This window comes from Halomonas sp. 113 (assembly GCF_904067645.1).
In the GTDB taxonomy this organism is placed as follows: domain Bacteria; phylum Pseudomonadota; class Gammaproteobacteria; order Pseudomonadales; family Halomonadaceae; genus Vreelandella; species Vreelandella titanicae.
Genome location: NZ_LR881453.1, coordinates 5,019,264 through 5,034,647, shown reverse-complemented (window position 1 = coordinate 5,034,647; position 15,384 = coordinate 5,019,264). Strand labels below are relative to the sequence as shown.

Sequence of the window (15,384 nt, the reverse complement as noted above, 5' to 3'; positions counted from 1 at the left end):
TAAGGAGTTTTACCATGTCGATGATGGGGCAAAGTATCAGCATTGGTGAGTTAGCACGACGAGCCGATTGCAAACCTGAAACGGTTCGCTATTACGAGCGTATTGGGCTGTTGCGCGATGCGACACGAACCGGCGGAGGACAGCGCCGCTATGGAGACGACGCTGTGCGGCGCTTGACCTTTATTCGTCATGCCCGTGACTTTGGCTTTTCGGTGGAGTCAGTGCGAGAGCTTTTGGCCATGTCAGATCAACCTGATATGCCTTGCCAAGAAGTCGATGCCATCGCCACGCATCACCTAAAGAAAGTGGAGTCCCGCCTTCAACGACTGTCCATACTGCGTGAGGAGCTTCAACGGATGGTCACACAGTGTGCCGGTGGTAAAGTGGAAAGCTGCCGAATCATTGAGGTCATCAGTGATCATCAGCTCTGTATCACTGAAAAATCGCACGGAGGGGCTCACGACTTGGGTTAGCACTAACGCTACGCCCCACGCCCAATGGTTAGCCCAGCGAAACATCCAAAAACAGCATGAGTACCAATCCGATGGAGAGGCCCAGCGTGGCCTTTTTTTGGTGCCCGCTCCGATGAGTTTCGGGAATAATCTCATGACTGATCACATACAACATCGCCCCCGCTGCAAAGGCCAACCCCCAGGGCAGTAGCGCTTGTGACATGCTGATGACTCCAGCGCCTAATAAGCCACCCAACGGCTCAACAAGCCCCGTAAGGGCGGCAATCGTCCATGACCGCCAACGTGAATAGCCCACGCTTAGCAGTGATACTGCTACGGCCAGTCCTTCTGGGGCATTCTGAAGTCCAATGCCAATCGCTAGCGGCATGCCTCCTTCGCTTCCCCCTGCGCCAAAGGCCACGCCAACGGCCAGCCCTTCTGGCAGGTTGTGTATCGTAATGGCAATAATAAACAACCAGATACGGCGTAGTGAGGCAGCCTCTGGCCCTTCTCGCCCCTGTTCGAAGTGCTCATGAGGTAAGAGCTCGTTCAGTAGTGCGACCATTCCAATCCCTAGCAAAATGGCCGCACAAGCAATGGCAGCAGGTACCACGCTACCGCCATAACGCAGCTCCGAGGCTTCTAAGGAGGGTATGATCAGTGAGAAGAAAGAGGCCGCTAGCATGACACCAGCGGCGAACCCCAACGCTAAATCGCGAACACCACGATTCGGTGTTTTGGTAAACAAGACAGGAAGCGCCCCTACAGCCGTCATCAAGCCCGCCGCAAGGCTTGCCAATACCCCCATGGTGACGGGAGAAACCTCTTCCATACCGATTACCTGTGTTGTGATAGATGAGTGATTACACGGCTTGGGTTCCATAACGAGACAAGCGCACGTTCACGTTACTAACCCCCATGCAACGTTGTTAAGCACGAGTGGTTACGGCTCGTTAAACGAGATCAAGTCATAAAGTGACGCCGTACCGATAGCTTGTTCTAAGCGATCTCTTGCCTCGTAAAGTGACGCTTGATATTCACTTTGAGTCGGCTGTTCGCCTAGCATGATGCGTTGACCTTGACCAAGGGGGTCAACAGGCTGGTTATTGACTCTCACTTCGTAATGTAGGTTGGGCCCCGTGGCGACCCCAGAGGCACCTACCTCTCCGAGCGACTCTCCCGCATTGACTAAATCCCCAACCACTAGCTGTGGGGAAAATCGGCTAAGGTGTGTGTAGCGACTGATTGCCCCTGTGTCGTGCTCCACCTCGATCACCTGCCCATATCCCCCTTGGCGACCCATAAAGGATACGCGCCCAGGTGCGGTGGCAATGACCGGCGTTCCTGTCGGCGCAGCCAAGTCAATTCCATTATGAGGACGCATCCCTCCATACACAGGATGTCGCCGATTCCCAAAGCGAGACGTTAAGCGGGCACTAAGCACGGGCAACCGCAACGTGCCTAGCAGGGTGTCGCTTTTGAAAAGAGCTACGTCCCCCTTTTGGGTGACCGGCCATATGACCTCCAAGGGCTCTGCCTGATCAGGCAGAGCGGCATAACTGAGGCGTGGTGGCCCAACACGGGCGCCGTCCTGGCGTCGATCTTCCTCCCACACTAATTGAATACGTTCACTGCCAGAAAACTCCAGCGGCGCTGCGATAAACTCGCTGAGCAGTGTTTCCAGTTTAGTGGCGAAACGCGTTGGGACACCTTCTGCTGCCAAGGCCTCGTAGAGGGTGGTATCAATGACGACATCACGCCCAAAGGTTAGGGTATCAACGCTATCGAGCGGTAATGTGCCTTCTTGCTCGCTAGCCGCCTGTAACTTGACAGGGCTAAGTTCAGACGGAGGCAATGACAGATGCGTTTGCCAATTGGCTTCGGCTAGCAAGGGGTAAAAGCCCACCAAGCCTAGTAACCACCAGCGCTGCATCACTGGCCATCCTCTTCCCCAGAGATCTCCGCTACTTCACTCTCGACGGCATCAATCAGCTCTTGCATACCAAAGGGGTCTAAAGGCTCGCCATTGACAAAAAAGGTAGGTGTTTGGCGAATCTGATTGGCTCTGACATCCGCCATGTCTTGGTCAATCACCGCCTGCACCTCAGCAGAAGTCAGTTGCTCTTCGGCAGCCGCTAAATCAAGGCCTCCTTGGCTCGCGATATCGAGGATAGCGGATTCATCAAAACTGCCATGTGAAGCCCATTGATCCTGGCGAGCCAGCAGCCTCTCCAGTACCGGTTCAAAGACGCCCTGACGACGAGCAACTTCTAATACCCGAATGGCCTTGTCCGATACGTCGCCGTGGAAAGGAGTGTAGCGCACGATGAGCCGCACTTTTTCTGGGTAGGTTTCCAGAATACTTTTTGTCAGGGGATAGAAAGCACGGCAGGCTTCGCAAGCCGGATCGAAGAATTCCACAATCGTCACCGGCGCGTCTTCTCGTCCCAAGATGGGGGAGTGTGAACGCACCAAGGAGTCCTCGGCCTGGACACCGCTCTCTTTTGCTGCCTGAGCTTGCATGTCTAAGAGGGCAGGCTTCGATACGGCGACGATCGCAGCGGTCAGCATTAACGTACCGGCCAATATAAAAGACGCTTTTTTGAACATGTTTCTCTCTCTGTCTCAACGATGGGGTGGAAAAGTAGGGTTGAAAAATAAGCCAATCGCTATGGGAGTAAGCTGCTCGCTATCTACCTGAGCTGGGAGCCGGCCTCGGTCTGTCACTCATGCCCATATAGATTGGCATTTTGATGCGCGTGGTCACTATGCTCAAACTCTAGGCTGGAATGAGCAATACTGAAGCGCATTTTAAGCTGCTCCTTGATCTCTGCTTTGACGGATTCAAGCTGCTGCCAGCCGGTTTCTGTCAGAACCACGTGGCAGTCAAGGGCTGCCATGTTTTCCTGCATCTGCCATAGATGCACATGGTGAATATCCTGGACTCCCTCGATATCTCGTACGGTCTCAACGACTGCCTGCCCGTCAATGTCCGGGGGAGATCCCAGCATTAGCGTACGGATAGGGCCGCCAATTTCAGAGAAGGCTAGGTAAAGAATATATAGCGCAATCCCTATCGTGATCGCGGGGTCTACCCAGCGCATGTCGTACAGTAAAATAAGCGAACCACCGATAATCACGGCGATGGAGGCAAACGCATCCGATAAGTTATGCAGAAAAAGGGCGCGGATATTGACACTCTCTTTTTGCATTGACCACGTGAGCATGGCGGTAAGGGCATCGACGACGAGCGCGACGCCACCAATAATCACGATCGTCCATCCCTCTATCTCAGGGGGATCGACCATCCGCATAGCGCCTTCGTAAATCAGGTAGACACCGACAATAATGAGGGTGGTGTAATTGATGAGTGCTGCCACTATCTCGATGCGGCCATAGCCAAAGGTCATATGCACATCGGCAGGCCGTCTGGCGATTTTACGAGCAGCAAAGGCAATGACTAATGCTGCCATGTCAGAAAAGTTATGTAACGCATCAGCGATCAGCGATAGGCTCCCCGCCATAATGCCACCGACGATTTGAGCGATGGTTAAGAGCCCATTGGCCCAAATGGAGATGCTGACGCGCCGGTCGCCAGAGGCAGGATCAATGTGGGGATGATCATGATGATGTCCCATCTGTTACCTTCTCTCGAATTATCTGTTCTTGGTACTATAAAACCTCTAGCAACTAAAGCTTCAACCCTTGAGCATTATCTATTTGCATCGCTGGATTGGGAAGCACGTCCCTAGCTACCAAGCGAGCCATGGCGCGCTGGGCCGAAGGTGATCATGTTTTAGGTGCGGGGCTCAATCCACTTCAACCGGTAACGTCTAATCCACCATGGGTAGATTCATTTATTTTGTCGAGGCGCACCTTGTCTGGTTTGTAATCGTCGTCGCGGGGGGAGGCTTACTCTTTCCGGCCACCGGAATAATGCTTAAGTTCGCGATTGGGCCATTACTGGCATTACTGATGTTGATTATCAGCCTCACATTCGATGCGCATGCAGTGCGCATCGTGTTCCGAAAGCCGTCACGGCAGTTGTTGGCATTGGGGCTGGTCTATGGGCCTATGTCGATTGCCGGGTGGCTAACGGGCCGTCTATTTTTTGGAAGCGGCCCGCTGGCTGCTGGCCAAACCTTGCTCGGCACGCTGCCGACAGATGTGTCCTCTCCTCTTTTGGTACTGATGGCAAAAGGCAATGTGGCGCTTGCCGCTGTTTTCAACGCAGTCAACACCGCGTTATGTCCGTTTATTGTTCCCTTCCTGTTTTGGGTATCCGGATTAAGTGGTAGATGGAGCCCCCTTGCTCCTTCGAACCCTTAACTCTCCCAGAAGGTTGATAGATCGACGCCGTAGTTTTTCTCAGGCTCGGGAAGACCCATGCTGTAGGTCATGGTGGCCTTGCCCAGGAAGGGGGATTCCTTGATCTGCGGCACCTTCTTCTTGTGCTTGGTGGTGTAGAGCATCCGGGCCCGCATCACCTCGAATGAGTAGCCCCGGCCATCGCGGTTCTTGTCCTTGGCCAGCCGATTGATCGACTCCGTGAAGGCGTTGGTGATTGGGGTGTCGGTTTCGAAGTAGGCCAGCACCTCCTCGCGCCATCCGCTGACGGCGCTGACGAGATCCTTCCACACCTCTTTCTGCCCCTGTGGAATGTCGTCAATCCAGCGGGCCAGCGCCTTTTCGGCATCACGCCGGGTGGTGCTGTCCCAGATGTGGTAGAACCGCTCCTTGTGCTCGTAGGCCGCCAGGAGCTGAGGGAAGGCCCCTGTCCATGTCTCCATGATAAGCTGCTCGCGATCTGAAACGTCGTGGGCACGCTTCAGCAGGATCTTCCTATCGCCCTTGAGGGTCCGCCGCTGGTTTGGCTTCAGATCCTTCCTGAGTCCCTTACGCACCTTCTCCAGGGCTTCGTTGGCCATCCGCACCACATGGAACTTATCGACCACAATGCGAGCCTGCGGCAGTACCGCCTGGACAGCACGGCGGTAGGGTTTCCACATATCCATGCTGACGATCTCGACCTGGTGGCGCTCGGTCATGCTCATGAGGCGCCTCGTCACCGCGTCCTGCTGGCGACCGGGCAGCAGGTCCACTCGACGTGGTTGTAAAGCCTCCGCGTCATGCGGTGATCGTCTACCATTTCCGGAAGAGCTGGCCGGAACGTCCTTCCACACGCCCGGCAGGTGTAGCGGCGACGGACCACCCAGAGGGTGACCCGCCTTCCGTGGATGGGTAGGTCGCGATAGGCCACATCGCGCTTGCCGAACCTGACAAACTCACTCTCAACGCCGCATTCCTCGCAAGCTAGAGGCTCAGGAGCTTCGACCTGGTAGTGGAGATCGGGTATCCGGATTAAGTGGTTGATGATCCCCTCTGATCCACCAAAACCTTAATCCTCCCAGAAGGTTGATAGATCGACGCCGTAGTTCTTCTCGGCCTCGGGGAGACCCATGCTGTAGGTCATGGTGGCCTTGCCCAGGAACGGAGATTCCTTGGTCTGTGGCGTCTTCTTCTTGTGCTTGGTGGTGTAGAGCATCCGGGCCCGCATCACCTCGAATGAATAGCCCCGGCCATCGCGGTTCTTGTCCTTGGCCAGCCGGTTGATCGACTCCGTGAAGGCGTTGGTGATTGGGATGTCGGTCTCGAAGTAGGTCAGCACCTCCTCACGCCAGCCACTGACGGCGCTAACGAGATCCTTCCAGACCTCCTTCTGCCCCTGCGGGATGCCGTCAACCCAGGCAGCCAACGCCTTCTCAGCATCCCGCCGGGTGGCACAGCCCCAGATGTGGTAGAACCGCTCCTTGTGCTCATAGGCTGCCAGGAGCTGGGGGAAGGCCCCTGTCCAGGTTTCCATGATGAGACGCTCGCGGTCTGAGACGTCGTGAGCCCGCTTCAGCAGGATCTTCCGGTCGCCCTTAAGGGTTCGTCGCTGGTTGGCCGTCAACTCCTTCCTGAGCCCCTTGCGGACCTTCTCCAGGGCTTCGTTGGCCATACGCACCACATGGAACTTATCGACCACAATGCGGGCCTGTGGCAGCACCGCCTGAACGGCACGGCGGTAGGGCTTCCACATGTCCATGCTGACGATCTCGACCTTGTCGCGCTCAGTCATGCTCATGAGCCGCTTCGTCACCGCGTCCTGCTGACGACCGGGCAGCAGGTCTAACAGAGTACGCTCCTCCAAGTTGGTCAGGATGCAGCGGTAGCGGCGATTCAGGTACAGCTCGTCGATGCCCAGGCAACGAGGAGTCTCGAAGCGGTGCCAAATCGCCAGGAACTCAGCCTTTTTCTTGAAGATTTCGCGTATGGTCTTCTCATCGAGGCCCGTGGTATCGGCTACATAGGCGTAGGGGTGGTTGAAGGCCTCCTTTTCAACATGGCTGTAAAGCCTCCGCGTCATGCGATGAGTGTCCACCATCTCGGGGAGCGTCGGACGGAATGTCTTTCCGCAGGCTCGACATGTGTACCGGCGACGGACCACCCAGAGGGTGACCCGCTTGCCGTGGATGGGTAGGTCACGATAGGCCACATCGCGCTTGCCGAACCTGACAAACTCATTCTCAACGCCGCATTCCTCGCAAGCTAGAGGCTCAGGAGCTTCGATCTGGTAGTGGAGATCATGCTCTTCCACCTTGGTGCCCAGGACGTGGTATTCCGGCAGGTGGAGAATGTTGTCAGAAAAGTGCGTCATATCTTGGGCGTTTTCGTGGCAAGTATGTTTATCGGGATAGTGCCTGTTTGGCATTGAGGACGATGCCAGCTACATGGTGACGAGAATGCCGCCACTGACCTTGAGGCCGTGGATGATCCCCTGGTTGAGGGGACCGTTGAGCACGGCGGCGCCCAGCGCGAACAGCGACGGTAGAGCCTGCGTCGTGTGCTTCCCTTGTACTAATCACGGAGGGCAGGCCCCCTTGCGCTCCATCGAATGCAGCATGGGGTAGAGGGTCCTGGGGCTCAGTCGATAGCCGTGGGGCAAGGTCAGCGTCGGGTAGCCCCACATCATTCCCCAGACGCCTCCTGTGGCAGCGCAAGAGCCATCAGGGCGCTGGCCGCCACCAGAGCGGCCGAGATCCACAGACAGGCGGCCAGGCCATACACCTGGTACACCCAACCGGAGAGTAGTGTGCCGGCGAGGCGGCCCATGGCGTTGGCCATGTAATAGAAGCCCACGTCCATGGAGACGCCATCGGCGCGGGCATAGTGCACGATCAGGTAGCTGTGCCAGCTGGAGTTGACGGCGAAGAGCACGCCGAAGGCCAAAAGCCCCGTCACCAACCAGCCCACTTCGGCCAGGGGCAGCAGGGCCAGCAGCGCTGGCAAGCCGGCCAGGGCCAACGCCCAGAACACGGTGACGGCCCGCGCCCCGCCCTTGACCAGGCCGGTGAGGCGCGGCGCCTGGGTCTGCACCCCACCATAGCCGATCACCCAGATAGCCAGCAGGCCGCCCACCGTCCAATGGCTCCAGCCGTGCTGGTCGTAGAGGAACACCGGCAACGCCACCACGAACCACACGTCCCGGGAGGCGAACAGGCATAGCCGCGCCGCCGAGAGCACGTTGATGGCCCGGGACTTGGAGAACACCTCGGTGAACTTGGGCTTGCGCTTCTGGCGACCCAGGTCAGCCTTGAGCCTTATCAGCGACAGCGTCAACACCGCGACGAGCATCAATGCCATGGCGATGACCGCACCGCGGAAGCCGATCAGAGTCAGCAGCAGGCCGCCGAGGAAGAAACCGGCCCCCTTCAGCGCGTTCTTGGAACCGGTGAGGATCGCTACCCAGCGGTAGAGGGCACTGCCGGCACTAGGGCTGTCCTTGGGCACCAGCACCTTGACCGCGCTCTTGGCGCTCATCTTGTTGAGGTCCTTGGCGATGCCCGAGAGCGCTTGGGCGGCCATCACCCAGGGCACGGTTAGCGCCGCGGCGGGCACCATCAGCATGACCAGCGCGACGATCTGCAGGCCGAGGCCCACGTTCATGGTGCGGTTGAGGCCCAGGCGTGCCCCCAGCCAGCCCCCCACCAGGTTGGTGACTACGCCGAAGGCCTCGTAGAAGAGGAACAGCAGCGCCACCTCCAGCGGTGAGTAGCCCAACTGATGGAAGTAGAGCACCACCAACATGCGCAGGGCACCGTCGGTGAGGGTGAAGGCCCAGTAGTTGCCGGTGATCAGCAGGTACTGGCGCACCTCGAAGGGCAGCCCCTTCAAGCGGATCCCGAGCTTCCCTGCCTCAGACATGGCCCACCTGCTCACTCCCCACCTTCATCGCCAGCTCGGCGGTCCGGTTGGCGTAGCCCCACTCGTTGTCATACCAGGCGTAGAGCTTGAGCTGGGTGCCGTTGACCACCATGGTCGAAAGCGCGTCGATGATCGAGCTGCGCGGATCGGTACGGTAGTCGATGGAGACCAGCGGGCGCTCCTCGTAGCCCAGGATGCCGGCTAGCGGGCCCTCGGCGGCGGCCTTCAGAGCAGCATTGACCTCGTCCACCGTCACCTCGCGTTCGAGTTCGAAGACCATGTCGGTGAGCGAGGCGTTGGCCAGGGGCACCCGCACGGCGTGGCCGTTCAGCTTGCCCTCGAGCTCGGGAAAGATGGCGGTGATCGCCTTGGCCGAGCCGGTGGTGGTGGGAATCAGGCTCATGCCGCAGGCACGGGCTCGGCGCAAGTCCTTGTGGGGGGCGTCGAGGATGGTCTGGGTATTGGTGATATCGTGGACGGTGGTCATGGAGCCGTGGCGGATGCCATAGGTCTCGTGGATAACCTTGACCACCGGCGCCAGGCAGTTGGTGGTGCAGCTCGCCGCGGTGACGATGCGGTGTGTCTCAGGATCGTAGCGGTCGTCATTGACCCCCATCACCACGTTCAGCACGCCCTCTTCCTTCACCGGCGCGCTTACCACCACCCGACCGACGCCCTGGTCCAGGTAGGCCTGCAGTTTCTCGCGGGTCTTGATCTTGCCCGAACACTCGATGACAACGTCGCAGCCCGACCAGTCGCTGTCGGCCGTGGCGACCTTGGAGGTAAAAGCCAGGCGCCGACCGTCGATGAGGATGTCCGCCTCGGTGGCGTCGATTCCCTTTCCCGGTGCCCAGTGGCCATGCACCGAGTCGAACTCCAGCAGGTGGGCGAAGGTGGCAGCGTCACCGCCCGGATCGTTGATCAAGCCGATCTCGACCTCGCCCGATTCGACGGAGCGCCAGAGGCTGCGCAGCGTCAATCTGCCAATGCGTCCGAAGCCATTGATACCAATACGCAGAGTCATAGTTACCTCGCTTTGAATTTAGTCGTGGGTCTCGATGGATCGAGGTTCAGCGCTCGATGTCGTCGCGCTCCTGGATCTCCAGCCAGAGCAATAGCCGATGACGGATTTCGGCCAGCGCCTGCTCGTAGGCATCCCACCGCTCGATAAGGCGAGGATCGCGGATATCCCAGTAGAGATACTCATCACTGCTGCCCTGCCAGTCACGGCATGCCTGCTGGGCCTTGTCACAAAGCACGATCACCGAATCGAAATGCTCACCGGCGAAATCGCCCAGGGACTTGCTGGCGAGCCCCTGAGTGTCGATACCTAGCTTGCTCAAGGTAGCCAAGGTGATCTCATGGGGGCGATCCGGCTCGGAACCAGCGCTGAACGCCTCAAAGCGGTCTCCCGCCAGGTGACGTAACAGGGCTTCGCCCATCAGGGACCTGGCCGAGTTGGCATTGCACAGGAACAGAACACGTCGCAGTCTCATCAGTTGACCCTCATTGATGCGGGCTTGCATATGTGCGGATAGAAAGATGTTGCGTGCTGCTAGGACGTTCTACGCTTCTACCTTGAGTGAACGACTTGACACGCCCCCAATAATTCCATAATTTTGGAAATATGGAAACATCAAACGTAATCGAGAGCTTTTCCGCTCTTGCCCAGGAGACACGCCTGGCGGTCTTTCGCCTGCTGGTACGCCAGGAACCGGATGGGCTCGCCGCCGGCGAGCTCGCACGGCAGCTATCGGTGCCCCATGCCACGATGTCGGCGCACCTGTCTGTGCTGTCGCGGGCAGGTCTGGTGGTATCCCGTCGTCAGGGGCGCTCGATCATCTATCGGGCGAATCTAAACCACATGCAGGAAGCCATCCGCTTCCTGGTGCGCGACTGCTGCGCGGGGCATCCGGAGGTGTGTGGCCCCTTAGCGGAGTCCCTGATCGGTTACACTCCGAATCAAGATAAGGAATGAAACAGTATGCTTCCCCAGATCTATCACAACCCGAACTGCGGCACATCACGCAATACCTTGGCGATGATGAGGGCCTCTGGTGAACCTCCCGAGATCATCGAATATCTCAATACGCCCCCAAGCCGGGAACGCATCGTGGAGCTGCTGGCGAAGATGGGTATCTGCCCTCGGGATCTACTGCGGCGCAAGGGAACCCCCTACGAGGCATTGGGGCTGGACGACCCGGCGTTGACGGATGATCAGCTGATCGATGCCATGCTGGCGGAACCGATTCTGATCAATCGACCGATCGTGGTGACACTGAAGGGTGCCAGGCTATGCCGACCATCGGAGACGGTGCTGGATCTCCTTGACCACCCAGTAGCGCACTTCATCAAGGAAGATGGTGAAGTCATCCATTACCCAGGAATCGCGCCATGAAAGACATCAAGATGCCGGCAGACCTCCCCAATATTGATCCTTCCCAGTTGCGTTCCATCGACACGACACTGTTGGCAGGCCCCGAGGCCCCCCAGCATGCGCCACGTATTTTGGTGCTCTACGGATCCCTGCGAGAACGATCCTACTCACGTTTCGTTGCCGAGGAAGCCGGGCGACTGCTGCGTTGGTTCGGATGCGAGGTGCGGACTTACAACCCTAGCGGCCTGCCCTTGCCGGATGATGCGGGGGCTGACCACCCCAAGGTTCAGGAGTTACGCGAGTTGGCCGAGTGGTCGGAAGGCATGCTGTGGGTCAGTCCCGAACGCCATGGTGCCATGACGGCCATCATGAAGGCCCAGATCGACTGGATTCCGTTGTCACTAGGCGGCATTCGTCCCACTCAGGGGAAGACCCTGGCCGTGATACAGGTATCAGGCGGGAGCCAGAGCTTTAACGCGGTTAACCAAATGCGCATCCTCGGTCGTTGGATGCGCATGGTGACGATCCCCAATCAGTCTTCGGTACCGAAAGCTTTCAATGAATTCGACGAAGATGGCCGCATGAAGCCCTCTCCTCTGTACCTCCGCATAGTGGATGTTTGCGAGGAACTGACCAAGTTCACCCTGATGATCCGAGGACGAAGCGACTACTTGACAGACCGCTACTCTGAGCGAGTGGAAAGCGCGGAAGACGTTTCTCGGCGCGTGAATCAATGTGCCATCTGATAGGAGTCACACCATGACCGCACTCCAAGAATCCCAAGCCCCAAGCGCCACCGAGGGCATGGGTCGTTTCGAGCGTTATCTTTCGGTATGGGTGGCGATGGCCATCGTCGCCGGCGTACTGCTGGGCCAGTTCGCCCCGGCGGTGCCCGAAACCCTCTCGCGCTTCGAAGTCGCCCAGGTGTCGATCCCAGTAGCCATCCTCATCTGGGCGATGATCTTCCCGATGATGGCGCAGATCGACTTTACCGCTGTGCTCGGTGTGCGCCGCCAGCCCAAGGGGCTTGTCATCACTACCACGGTGAACTGGCTGATCAAGCCCTTCACCATGTTCGCCATCGCCTGGTTTTTCCTGATGGTGCTGTTCAGGCCCTTCATTCCCGAAGAGCTGGCCAGCCAGTACCTTGCCGGTGCCATCCTGCTGGGGACCGCGCCATGTACCGCTATGGTCTTCGTGTGGAGTTACCTGACCCGCGGCGATGCTGCTTACACTCTTGTCCAGGTGGCGGTCAACGACCTGATCATGCTGTTCGCCTTCGCCCCCATCGTGATCCTGCTGCTCGGCGTGTCGAACATCCAGGTACCCTACGACACGGTGGCGCTGTCGGTGGTGCTCTACATCGTCATCCCGCTGGCCGCCGGTTACCTGACCCGGCGCACCCTGATCGCCCGTCGCGGCATCGAGTGGTACGACAACGTCTTCATGAAAAAGGTAGGACCGATCACGCCCATCGGCCTGATTATCACCCTGGTGCTGTTATTCGCCTTCCAGGGCGATGTCATACTCAACAACCCGCTGCACATCGTGCTGATCGCCATCCCGCTGATCATCCAGACCTTCCTGATCTTCTTCATTGCCTACGGCTGGGCCAAGGCGTGGAAAGTGCCCCACAATGTCGCCGCCCCGGGAGCGATGATCGGTGCCAGCAACTTCTTCGAGCTAGCCGTGGCCGCCGCCATTGCCCTGTTCGGCCTGCAGTCCGGCGCGGCGCTGGCCACTGTGGTCGGGGTGCTGGTGGAGGTGCCAATCATGCTCATGCTGGTCAGAATCGCCAACAACACACGGGACAGGTTCCCCGAATAATAAAATCGGCCCGTGTTCCTGTAACACGGGCCTCAATGCGTGATCTGAAAGTCAACGCCTAGCCGAGAAGCTACGTGATCAGGGTAGCCTGGCGAGCCATCACCCAGCGTAGTCCCTCTTGTCCTGGCCAATTCCACAGCTTCCCGAGCATGAACCAGGTAGTCCGGTTCTCCTTCGCTTTATCAACGGCGGCCAAGTAAGCGGCTATGGCTTCAAGTGTGGTTATGTAGGGCCTATCAACCAGTTAATCCGTTGTGAGTTTTGCTTGTCGCCCACCTTTCAATTTCGCATAGCAACCAGATAATCCGGATACCCGTATTGGTTAAGGCGTGTCATGGTCTCTGTGAGTGCGGTCATACTGTGCTCTTCTTCTCCAAGCGGCGGAAAGGCTTGAATCAGCGGCTGACCGCCTTCCCAACCTATCTTGATTTGCCAGGAGCATCGCTAGGTTCCTTTTTCATCTAATGCGTCGTTTTTTGATCGAGATAAGTTCAGTTTTAACCCGAGCAGCGTCAGTAAGGCAGCGAGTATCCAAGCGGGGCCACTACCGGTGCGTGTGAAAGGAGTTAGGCCCTGCATCGGGGTCACCTCGCCAGTTAAACTGGCCTGTTCAAACTGTGGGGCACGGGCTGTGACGTGACCTTGTGAATCGATGATGGCCGTCACGCCATTACTGGTAGCTCGAAGTAGGTGACGACCATTTTCAAGGGCACGTAGACGCGCCATTTGAAGATGTTGGTGTGGGCCAATGGAACGCCCAAACCACGTGTCGTTGGAAACCGTTAATAGCAGCTCGGCATTACGCGCCTGTTGGGCGACATGGTCGGCGAAAATGATCTCGTAACAGATAGCATTGCCAATGGTGGTTCCAGCCACGTGTAACGGAGCCTGTACGTCTGAACCAGGGGTCAGCCGGGGTGTTGGCAAGTCGAAAAAAGCAAGGGTGTCAGCGAGGAGGCTTTGGAATGGCAAATACTCGCCAAAGGGCACTAAGTGCGCTTTTTGGTATTCGCCTTGCACATCATTTAGCCCTATGACGCTGTTATAAGAGCGCCCTTCACTGTCGCGTTGCAAAATGCCGGTCAACAAGGCGGTGTCAGGCCCCAGGTCGGACGCTACTTGTTCCAGTATTTGCTGTGCTTCCTGCTCAAGCATGGGAAGGGCTGCCTCAGGCCAAACGATGAGGTCGATATCCCTTGCTTGCACCCGTGTCATCGTCGTGTAGATACTGATCGCTTCGCGCTGCCCTTGGGCAGTCCACTTAATGCGCTGATCAAGATTCCCTTGCAACAATGCCACCTGGATGGGCTTGCCAGCCGGGGTTGTCCATTGGGCGGGCAATAGGAATGGAACGATCCACAGGGCGGCCATTGGGACGAGGAAAATCCAGCGGCGACGCAGTACCTCTACCCCTAACGTACCTGTCAGCGCGGTCATGAGTGACAGCAAGTACACACCACCAACGGGCGCCCATGGGGCTAGTGGAGAATCTATCTGAGAGGTGCCCAGCAATAACCAGGGAAAGCCGGTGAGCAACCAGGTGCGTAGCCATTCGCTCACCACCCACATACCGGCAAAGCTAAGAAAGGCGAACCGTGGCCCCGTGATGCGTCGATAGAGCCCAAAGGGGACTGCAAAGAAGAGCGCCAGGACGCTAACAAATAGCGTGGTGAGGAACATCGCCACCAAGGCCCCGGTGCCACCGAAATCGTGAATAGCAACGAAGACCCACGACGTGCCTGAACCGAACAGGCCTACCCCATAACACCACCCTCGCAGGGTGGCCATGGCGGGCGTTAGCGACGCTATTCTCCAATAGACCAGTGCCACGCTCACTGGGCCAAGCCACCATAGGGAAAAAGGGGCGGCACTCAAGGTAGTCAGTACCCCAGCGGCGAGCGCTACAACGCAATCGACTATTGGTGAGCGTCGCCCAGCAAAAAACGTATATTCTTTATCTTTATCGACCACATCCATAGCGTTACTCAGTGCGCTTAAATGTAGGCCGCTCACGCCATAGCGCCACTGCGTATACCACGACACCTGCCAATAACGCGATATCAGCCAGGTTGAAGGCCGGCCAATGCCAGTCTCGCCAATAGAAATCAAAGGAATCCACAACATAGCCGCGAAAGACCCGGTCAATCAGGTTGCCCATGGCGCCACCGAGGATAAGACTGTAAGCGATGGCTTCTCCTTTATGACGATTTTCAAGGATCAGCTTGATCAGAAAAATCGAGACCACTACCGCGATTCCGATAAAAAAGTAGCGCTGCCAGCCTCCACCATTCGCAAAAAGACTGAATGCGGCACCGGTGTTCCATAGGTGCACCCAGTTAAAGAACGGGGTCACCGAAACATACTCGCCATAGGCCATTGATTGCTGCACCAGCCACTTTACAGCCTGATCAGACGCTGCCAGCAGGCCCGATATGGACAATAGGGCATACGGCGAGAGCTTTTTGCCAATAATGAGCATTA

General features: G+C 57.6%; 16 protein-coding genes and 1 pseudogene. 6 read left to right on the top strand and 11 right to left on the bottom strand.

The window, feature by feature from the left end; genetic code table 11:
• Positions 1-14: 14 nt before the first annotated feature.
• Positions 15-473: a MerR family transcriptional regulator gene (locus YERSI8AC_RS23390; RefSeq protein ID WP_082051477.1), complete on the top strand. Its 459-nt coding sequence runs from the start codon at positions 15-17 to the stop codon at positions 471-473.
• Positions 474-501: 28 nt separating this feature from the next.
• On the opposite strand, the gene YERSI8AC_RS23385 is transcribed toward YERSI8AC_RS23390, so the two are convergent.
• The 4 genes from YERSI8AC_RS23385 to YERSI8AC_RS23370 form a co-directional block, all read right to left on the bottom strand.
• Positions 502-1,284: a ZIP family metal transporter gene (locus YERSI8AC_RS23385; protein WP_027965781.1), complete on the bottom strand. Its 783-nt coding sequence runs from the start codon at positions 1,282-1,284 to the stop codon at positions 502-504.
• A gap of 111 nt (positions 1,285-1,395) precedes the next feature.
• On the bottom strand, positions 1,396-2,385 hold the full coding sequence (locus YERSI8AC_RS23380) for a M23 family metallopeptidase (protein ID WP_051233885.1): 990 nt from the start codon (positions 2,383-2,385) through the stop codon (positions 1,396-1,398).
• Complete coding sequence (locus tag YERSI8AC_RS23375; RefSeq protein ID WP_022521292.1) at positions 2,385-3,062, bottom strand: DsbA family protein; 678 nt, start codon at positions 3,060-3,062, stop codon at positions 2,385-2,387. The genes YERSI8AC_RS23380 and YERSI8AC_RS23375 overlap by 1 nt, the downstream gene beginning before the upstream one ends.
• Before the next feature lie 113 nt (positions 3,063-3,175).
• The gene (locus YERSI8AC_RS23370; protein WP_027965780.1) at positions 3,176-4,090 is read right to left on the bottom strand and encodes a cation diffusion facilitator family transporter; all 915 of its coding nucleotides are present in this window, start codon (positions 4,088-4,090) and stop codon (positions 3,176-3,178) included.
• Between the two features lie 205 nt (positions 4,091-4,295).
• Between YERSI8AC_RS23370 and YERSI8AC_RS23365 the strand changes: the two genes are divergently transcribed.
• Positions 4,296-4,781 carry a hypothetical protein gene (locus YERSI8AC_RS23365; RefSeq protein ID WP_231125682.1) on the top strand — a complete coding sequence of 162 codons (486 nt, stop codon included), beginning with the start codon at positions 4,296-4,298 and terminating at the stop codon, positions 4,779-4,781.
• On the opposite strand, the pseudogene YERSI8AC_RS23360 reads toward YERSI8AC_RS23365, so the two are convergent.
• From YERSI8AC_RS23360 to YERSI8AC_RS23340, 5 genes and pseudogenes are all read right to left on the bottom strand, one after another.
• A pseudogene (locus YERSI8AC_RS23360) lies at positions 4,778-5,829 on the bottom strand (ISL3 family transposase). The gene YERSI8AC_RS23365 and the pseudogene YERSI8AC_RS23360 overlap by 4 nt on opposite strands.
• A 21-nt stretch (positions 5,830-5,850) precedes the next feature.
• The gene (locus tag YERSI8AC_RS23355) at positions 5,851-7,152 is read right to left on the bottom strand and encodes an ISL3 family transposase (protein ID WP_008958322.1); all 1,302 of its coding nucleotides are present in this window, start codon (positions 7,150-7,152) and stop codon (positions 5,851-5,853) included.
• 311 nt (positions 7,153-7,463) lie between these two features.
• A complete protein-coding gene (gene arsJ / locus YERSI8AC_RS23350) occupies positions 7,464-8,699 on the bottom strand; it encodes an organoarsenical effux MFS transporter ArsJ (protein WP_008958323.1) in 1,236 nt (411 codons plus the stop codon).
• Entirely contained in the window at positions 8,692-9,723 is a 1,032-nt protein-coding gene (locus YERSI8AC_RS23345; RefSeq protein ID WP_008958324.1) for an ArsJ-associated glyceraldehyde-3-phosphate dehydrogenase, read from the bottom strand. The genes arsJ and YERSI8AC_RS23345 overlap by 8 nt, the downstream gene beginning before the upstream one ends.
• Before the next feature lie 46 nt (positions 9,724-9,769).
• A complete protein-coding gene (locus YERSI8AC_RS23340) occupies positions 9,770-10,195 on the bottom strand; it encodes an arsenate reductase ArsC (RefSeq protein WP_008958325.1) in 426 nt (141 codons plus the stop codon).
• 131 nt (positions 10,196-10,326) lie between these two features.
• Between YERSI8AC_RS23340 and YERSI8AC_RS23335 the strand changes: the two genes are divergently transcribed.
• From YERSI8AC_RS23335 to arsB, 4 genes are read left to right on the top strand one after another with little or no spacing between them, the layout of a single operon-like run.
• The gene (locus tag YERSI8AC_RS23335) at positions 10,327-10,677 is read left to right on the top strand and encodes an ArsR/SmtB family transcription factor (protein WP_008958326.1); all 351 of its coding nucleotides are present in this window, start codon (positions 10,327-10,329) and stop codon (positions 10,675-10,677) included.
• Between the two features lie 6 nt (positions 10,678-10,683).
• The gene (gene arsC / locus YERSI8AC_RS23330) at positions 10,684-11,097 is read left to right on the top strand and encodes an arsenate reductase (glutaredoxin) (RefSeq protein ID WP_008958327.1); all 414 of its coding nucleotides are present in this window, start codon (positions 10,684-10,686) and stop codon (positions 11,095-11,097) included.
• An 11-nt stretch (positions 11,098-11,108) separates the two neighbouring features.
• Positions 11,109-11,822, top strand: a complete 714-nt coding sequence (gene arsH, locus YERSI8AC_RS23325; RefSeq protein ID WP_025733932.1) for an arsenical resistance protein ArsH — start codon at positions 11,109-11,111, stop codon at positions 11,820-11,822.
• A 13-nt stretch (positions 11,823-11,835) separates the two neighbouring features.
• Positions 11,836-12,903 (top strand): ACR3 family arsenite efflux transporter, encoded by a 1,068-nt coding sequence (gene arsB / locus YERSI8AC_RS23320; protein WP_008958329.1) that lies wholly within the window; start codon positions 11,836-11,838, stop codon positions 12,901-12,903.
• A gap of 444 nt (positions 12,904-13,347) precedes the next feature.
• Here arsB and lnt read toward each other — a convergent pair whose 3' ends face one another.
• Positions 13,348-14,880, bottom strand: coding sequence for an apolipoprotein N-acyltransferase (gene lnt / locus YERSI8AC_RS23315; protein ID WP_008958330.1), 1,533 nt, complete (start codon positions 14,878-14,880; stop codon positions 13,348-13,350).
• Between the two features lie 4 nt (positions 14,881-14,884).
• Entirely contained in the window at positions 14,885-15,382 is a 498-nt protein-coding gene (lspA, locus tag YERSI8AC_RS23310) for a signal peptidase II (RefSeq protein WP_008958331.1), read from the bottom strand.
• Positions 15,383-15,384 lie beyond the last annotated feature (2 nt).

What these genes read in the sequence shown, in the direction of transcription:
- YERSI8AC_RS23390 (WP_082051477.1), top strand. Translation starts at nt 15, where the DNA reads ATGTCGATGATGGGGCAAAGTATCAGCATTGGTGAGTTAGCACGACGA.
- YERSI8AC_RS23385 (WP_027965781.1), bottom strand. Translation starts at nt 1,284, where the DNA reads ATGGAAGAGGTTTCTCCCGTCACCATGGGGGTATTGGCAAGCCTTGCG.
- YERSI8AC_RS23380 (WP_051233885.1), bottom strand. Translation starts at nt 2,385, where the DNA reads ATGCAGCGCTGGTGGTTACTAGGCTTGGTGGGCTTTTACCCCTTGCTA.
- YERSI8AC_RS23375 (WP_022521292.1), bottom strand. Translation starts at nt 3,062, where the DNA reads ATGTTCAAAAAAGCGTCTTTTATATTGGCCGGTACGTTAATGCTGACC.
- YERSI8AC_RS23370 (WP_027965780.1), bottom strand. Translation starts at nt 4,090, where the DNA reads ATGGGACATCATCATGATCATCCCCACATTGATCCTGCCTCTGGCGAC.
- YERSI8AC_RS23365 (WP_231125682.1), top strand. Translation starts at nt 4,296, where the DNA reads ATGGGTAGATTCATTTATTTTGTCGAGGCGCACCTTGTCTGGTTTGTA.
- YERSI8AC_RS23355 (WP_008958322.1), bottom strand. Translation starts at nt 7,152, where the DNA reads ATGACGCACTTTTCTGACAACATTCTCCACCTGCCGGAATACCACGTC.
- arsJ (WP_008958323.1), bottom strand. Translation starts at nt 8,699, where the DNA reads ATGTCTGAGGCAGGGAAGCTCGGGATCCGCTTGAAGGGGCTGCCCTTC.
- YERSI8AC_RS23345 (WP_008958324.1), bottom strand. Translation starts at nt 9,723, where the DNA reads ATGACTCTGCGTATTGGTATCAATGGCTTCGGACGCATTGGCAGATTG.
- YERSI8AC_RS23340 (WP_008958325.1), bottom strand. Translation starts at nt 10,195, where the DNA reads ATGAGACTGCGACGTGTTCTGTTCCTGTGCAATGCCAACTCGGCCAGG.
- YERSI8AC_RS23335 (WP_008958326.1), top strand. Translation starts at nt 10,327, where the DNA reads ATGGAAACATCAAACGTAATCGAGAGCTTTTCCGCTCTTGCCCAGGAG.
- arsC (WP_008958327.1), top strand. Translation starts at nt 10,684, where the DNA reads ATGCTTCCCCAGATCTATCACAACCCGAACTGCGGCACATCACGCAAT.
- arsH (WP_025733932.1), top strand. Translation starts at nt 11,109, where the DNA reads ATGCCGGCAGACCTCCCCAATATTGATCCTTCCCAGTTGCGTTCCATC.
- arsB (WP_008958329.1), top strand. Translation starts at nt 11,836, where the DNA reads ATGACCGCACTCCAAGAATCCCAAGCCCCAAGCGCCACCGAGGGCATG.
- lnt (WP_008958330.1), bottom strand. Translation starts at nt 14,880, where the DNA reads ATGGATGTGGTCGATAAAGATAAAGAATATACGTTTTTTGCTGGGCGA.
- lspA (WP_008958331.1), bottom strand. Translation starts at nt 15,382, where the DNA reads ATGCTCATTATTGGCAAAAAGCTCTCGCCGTATGCCCTATTGTCCATA.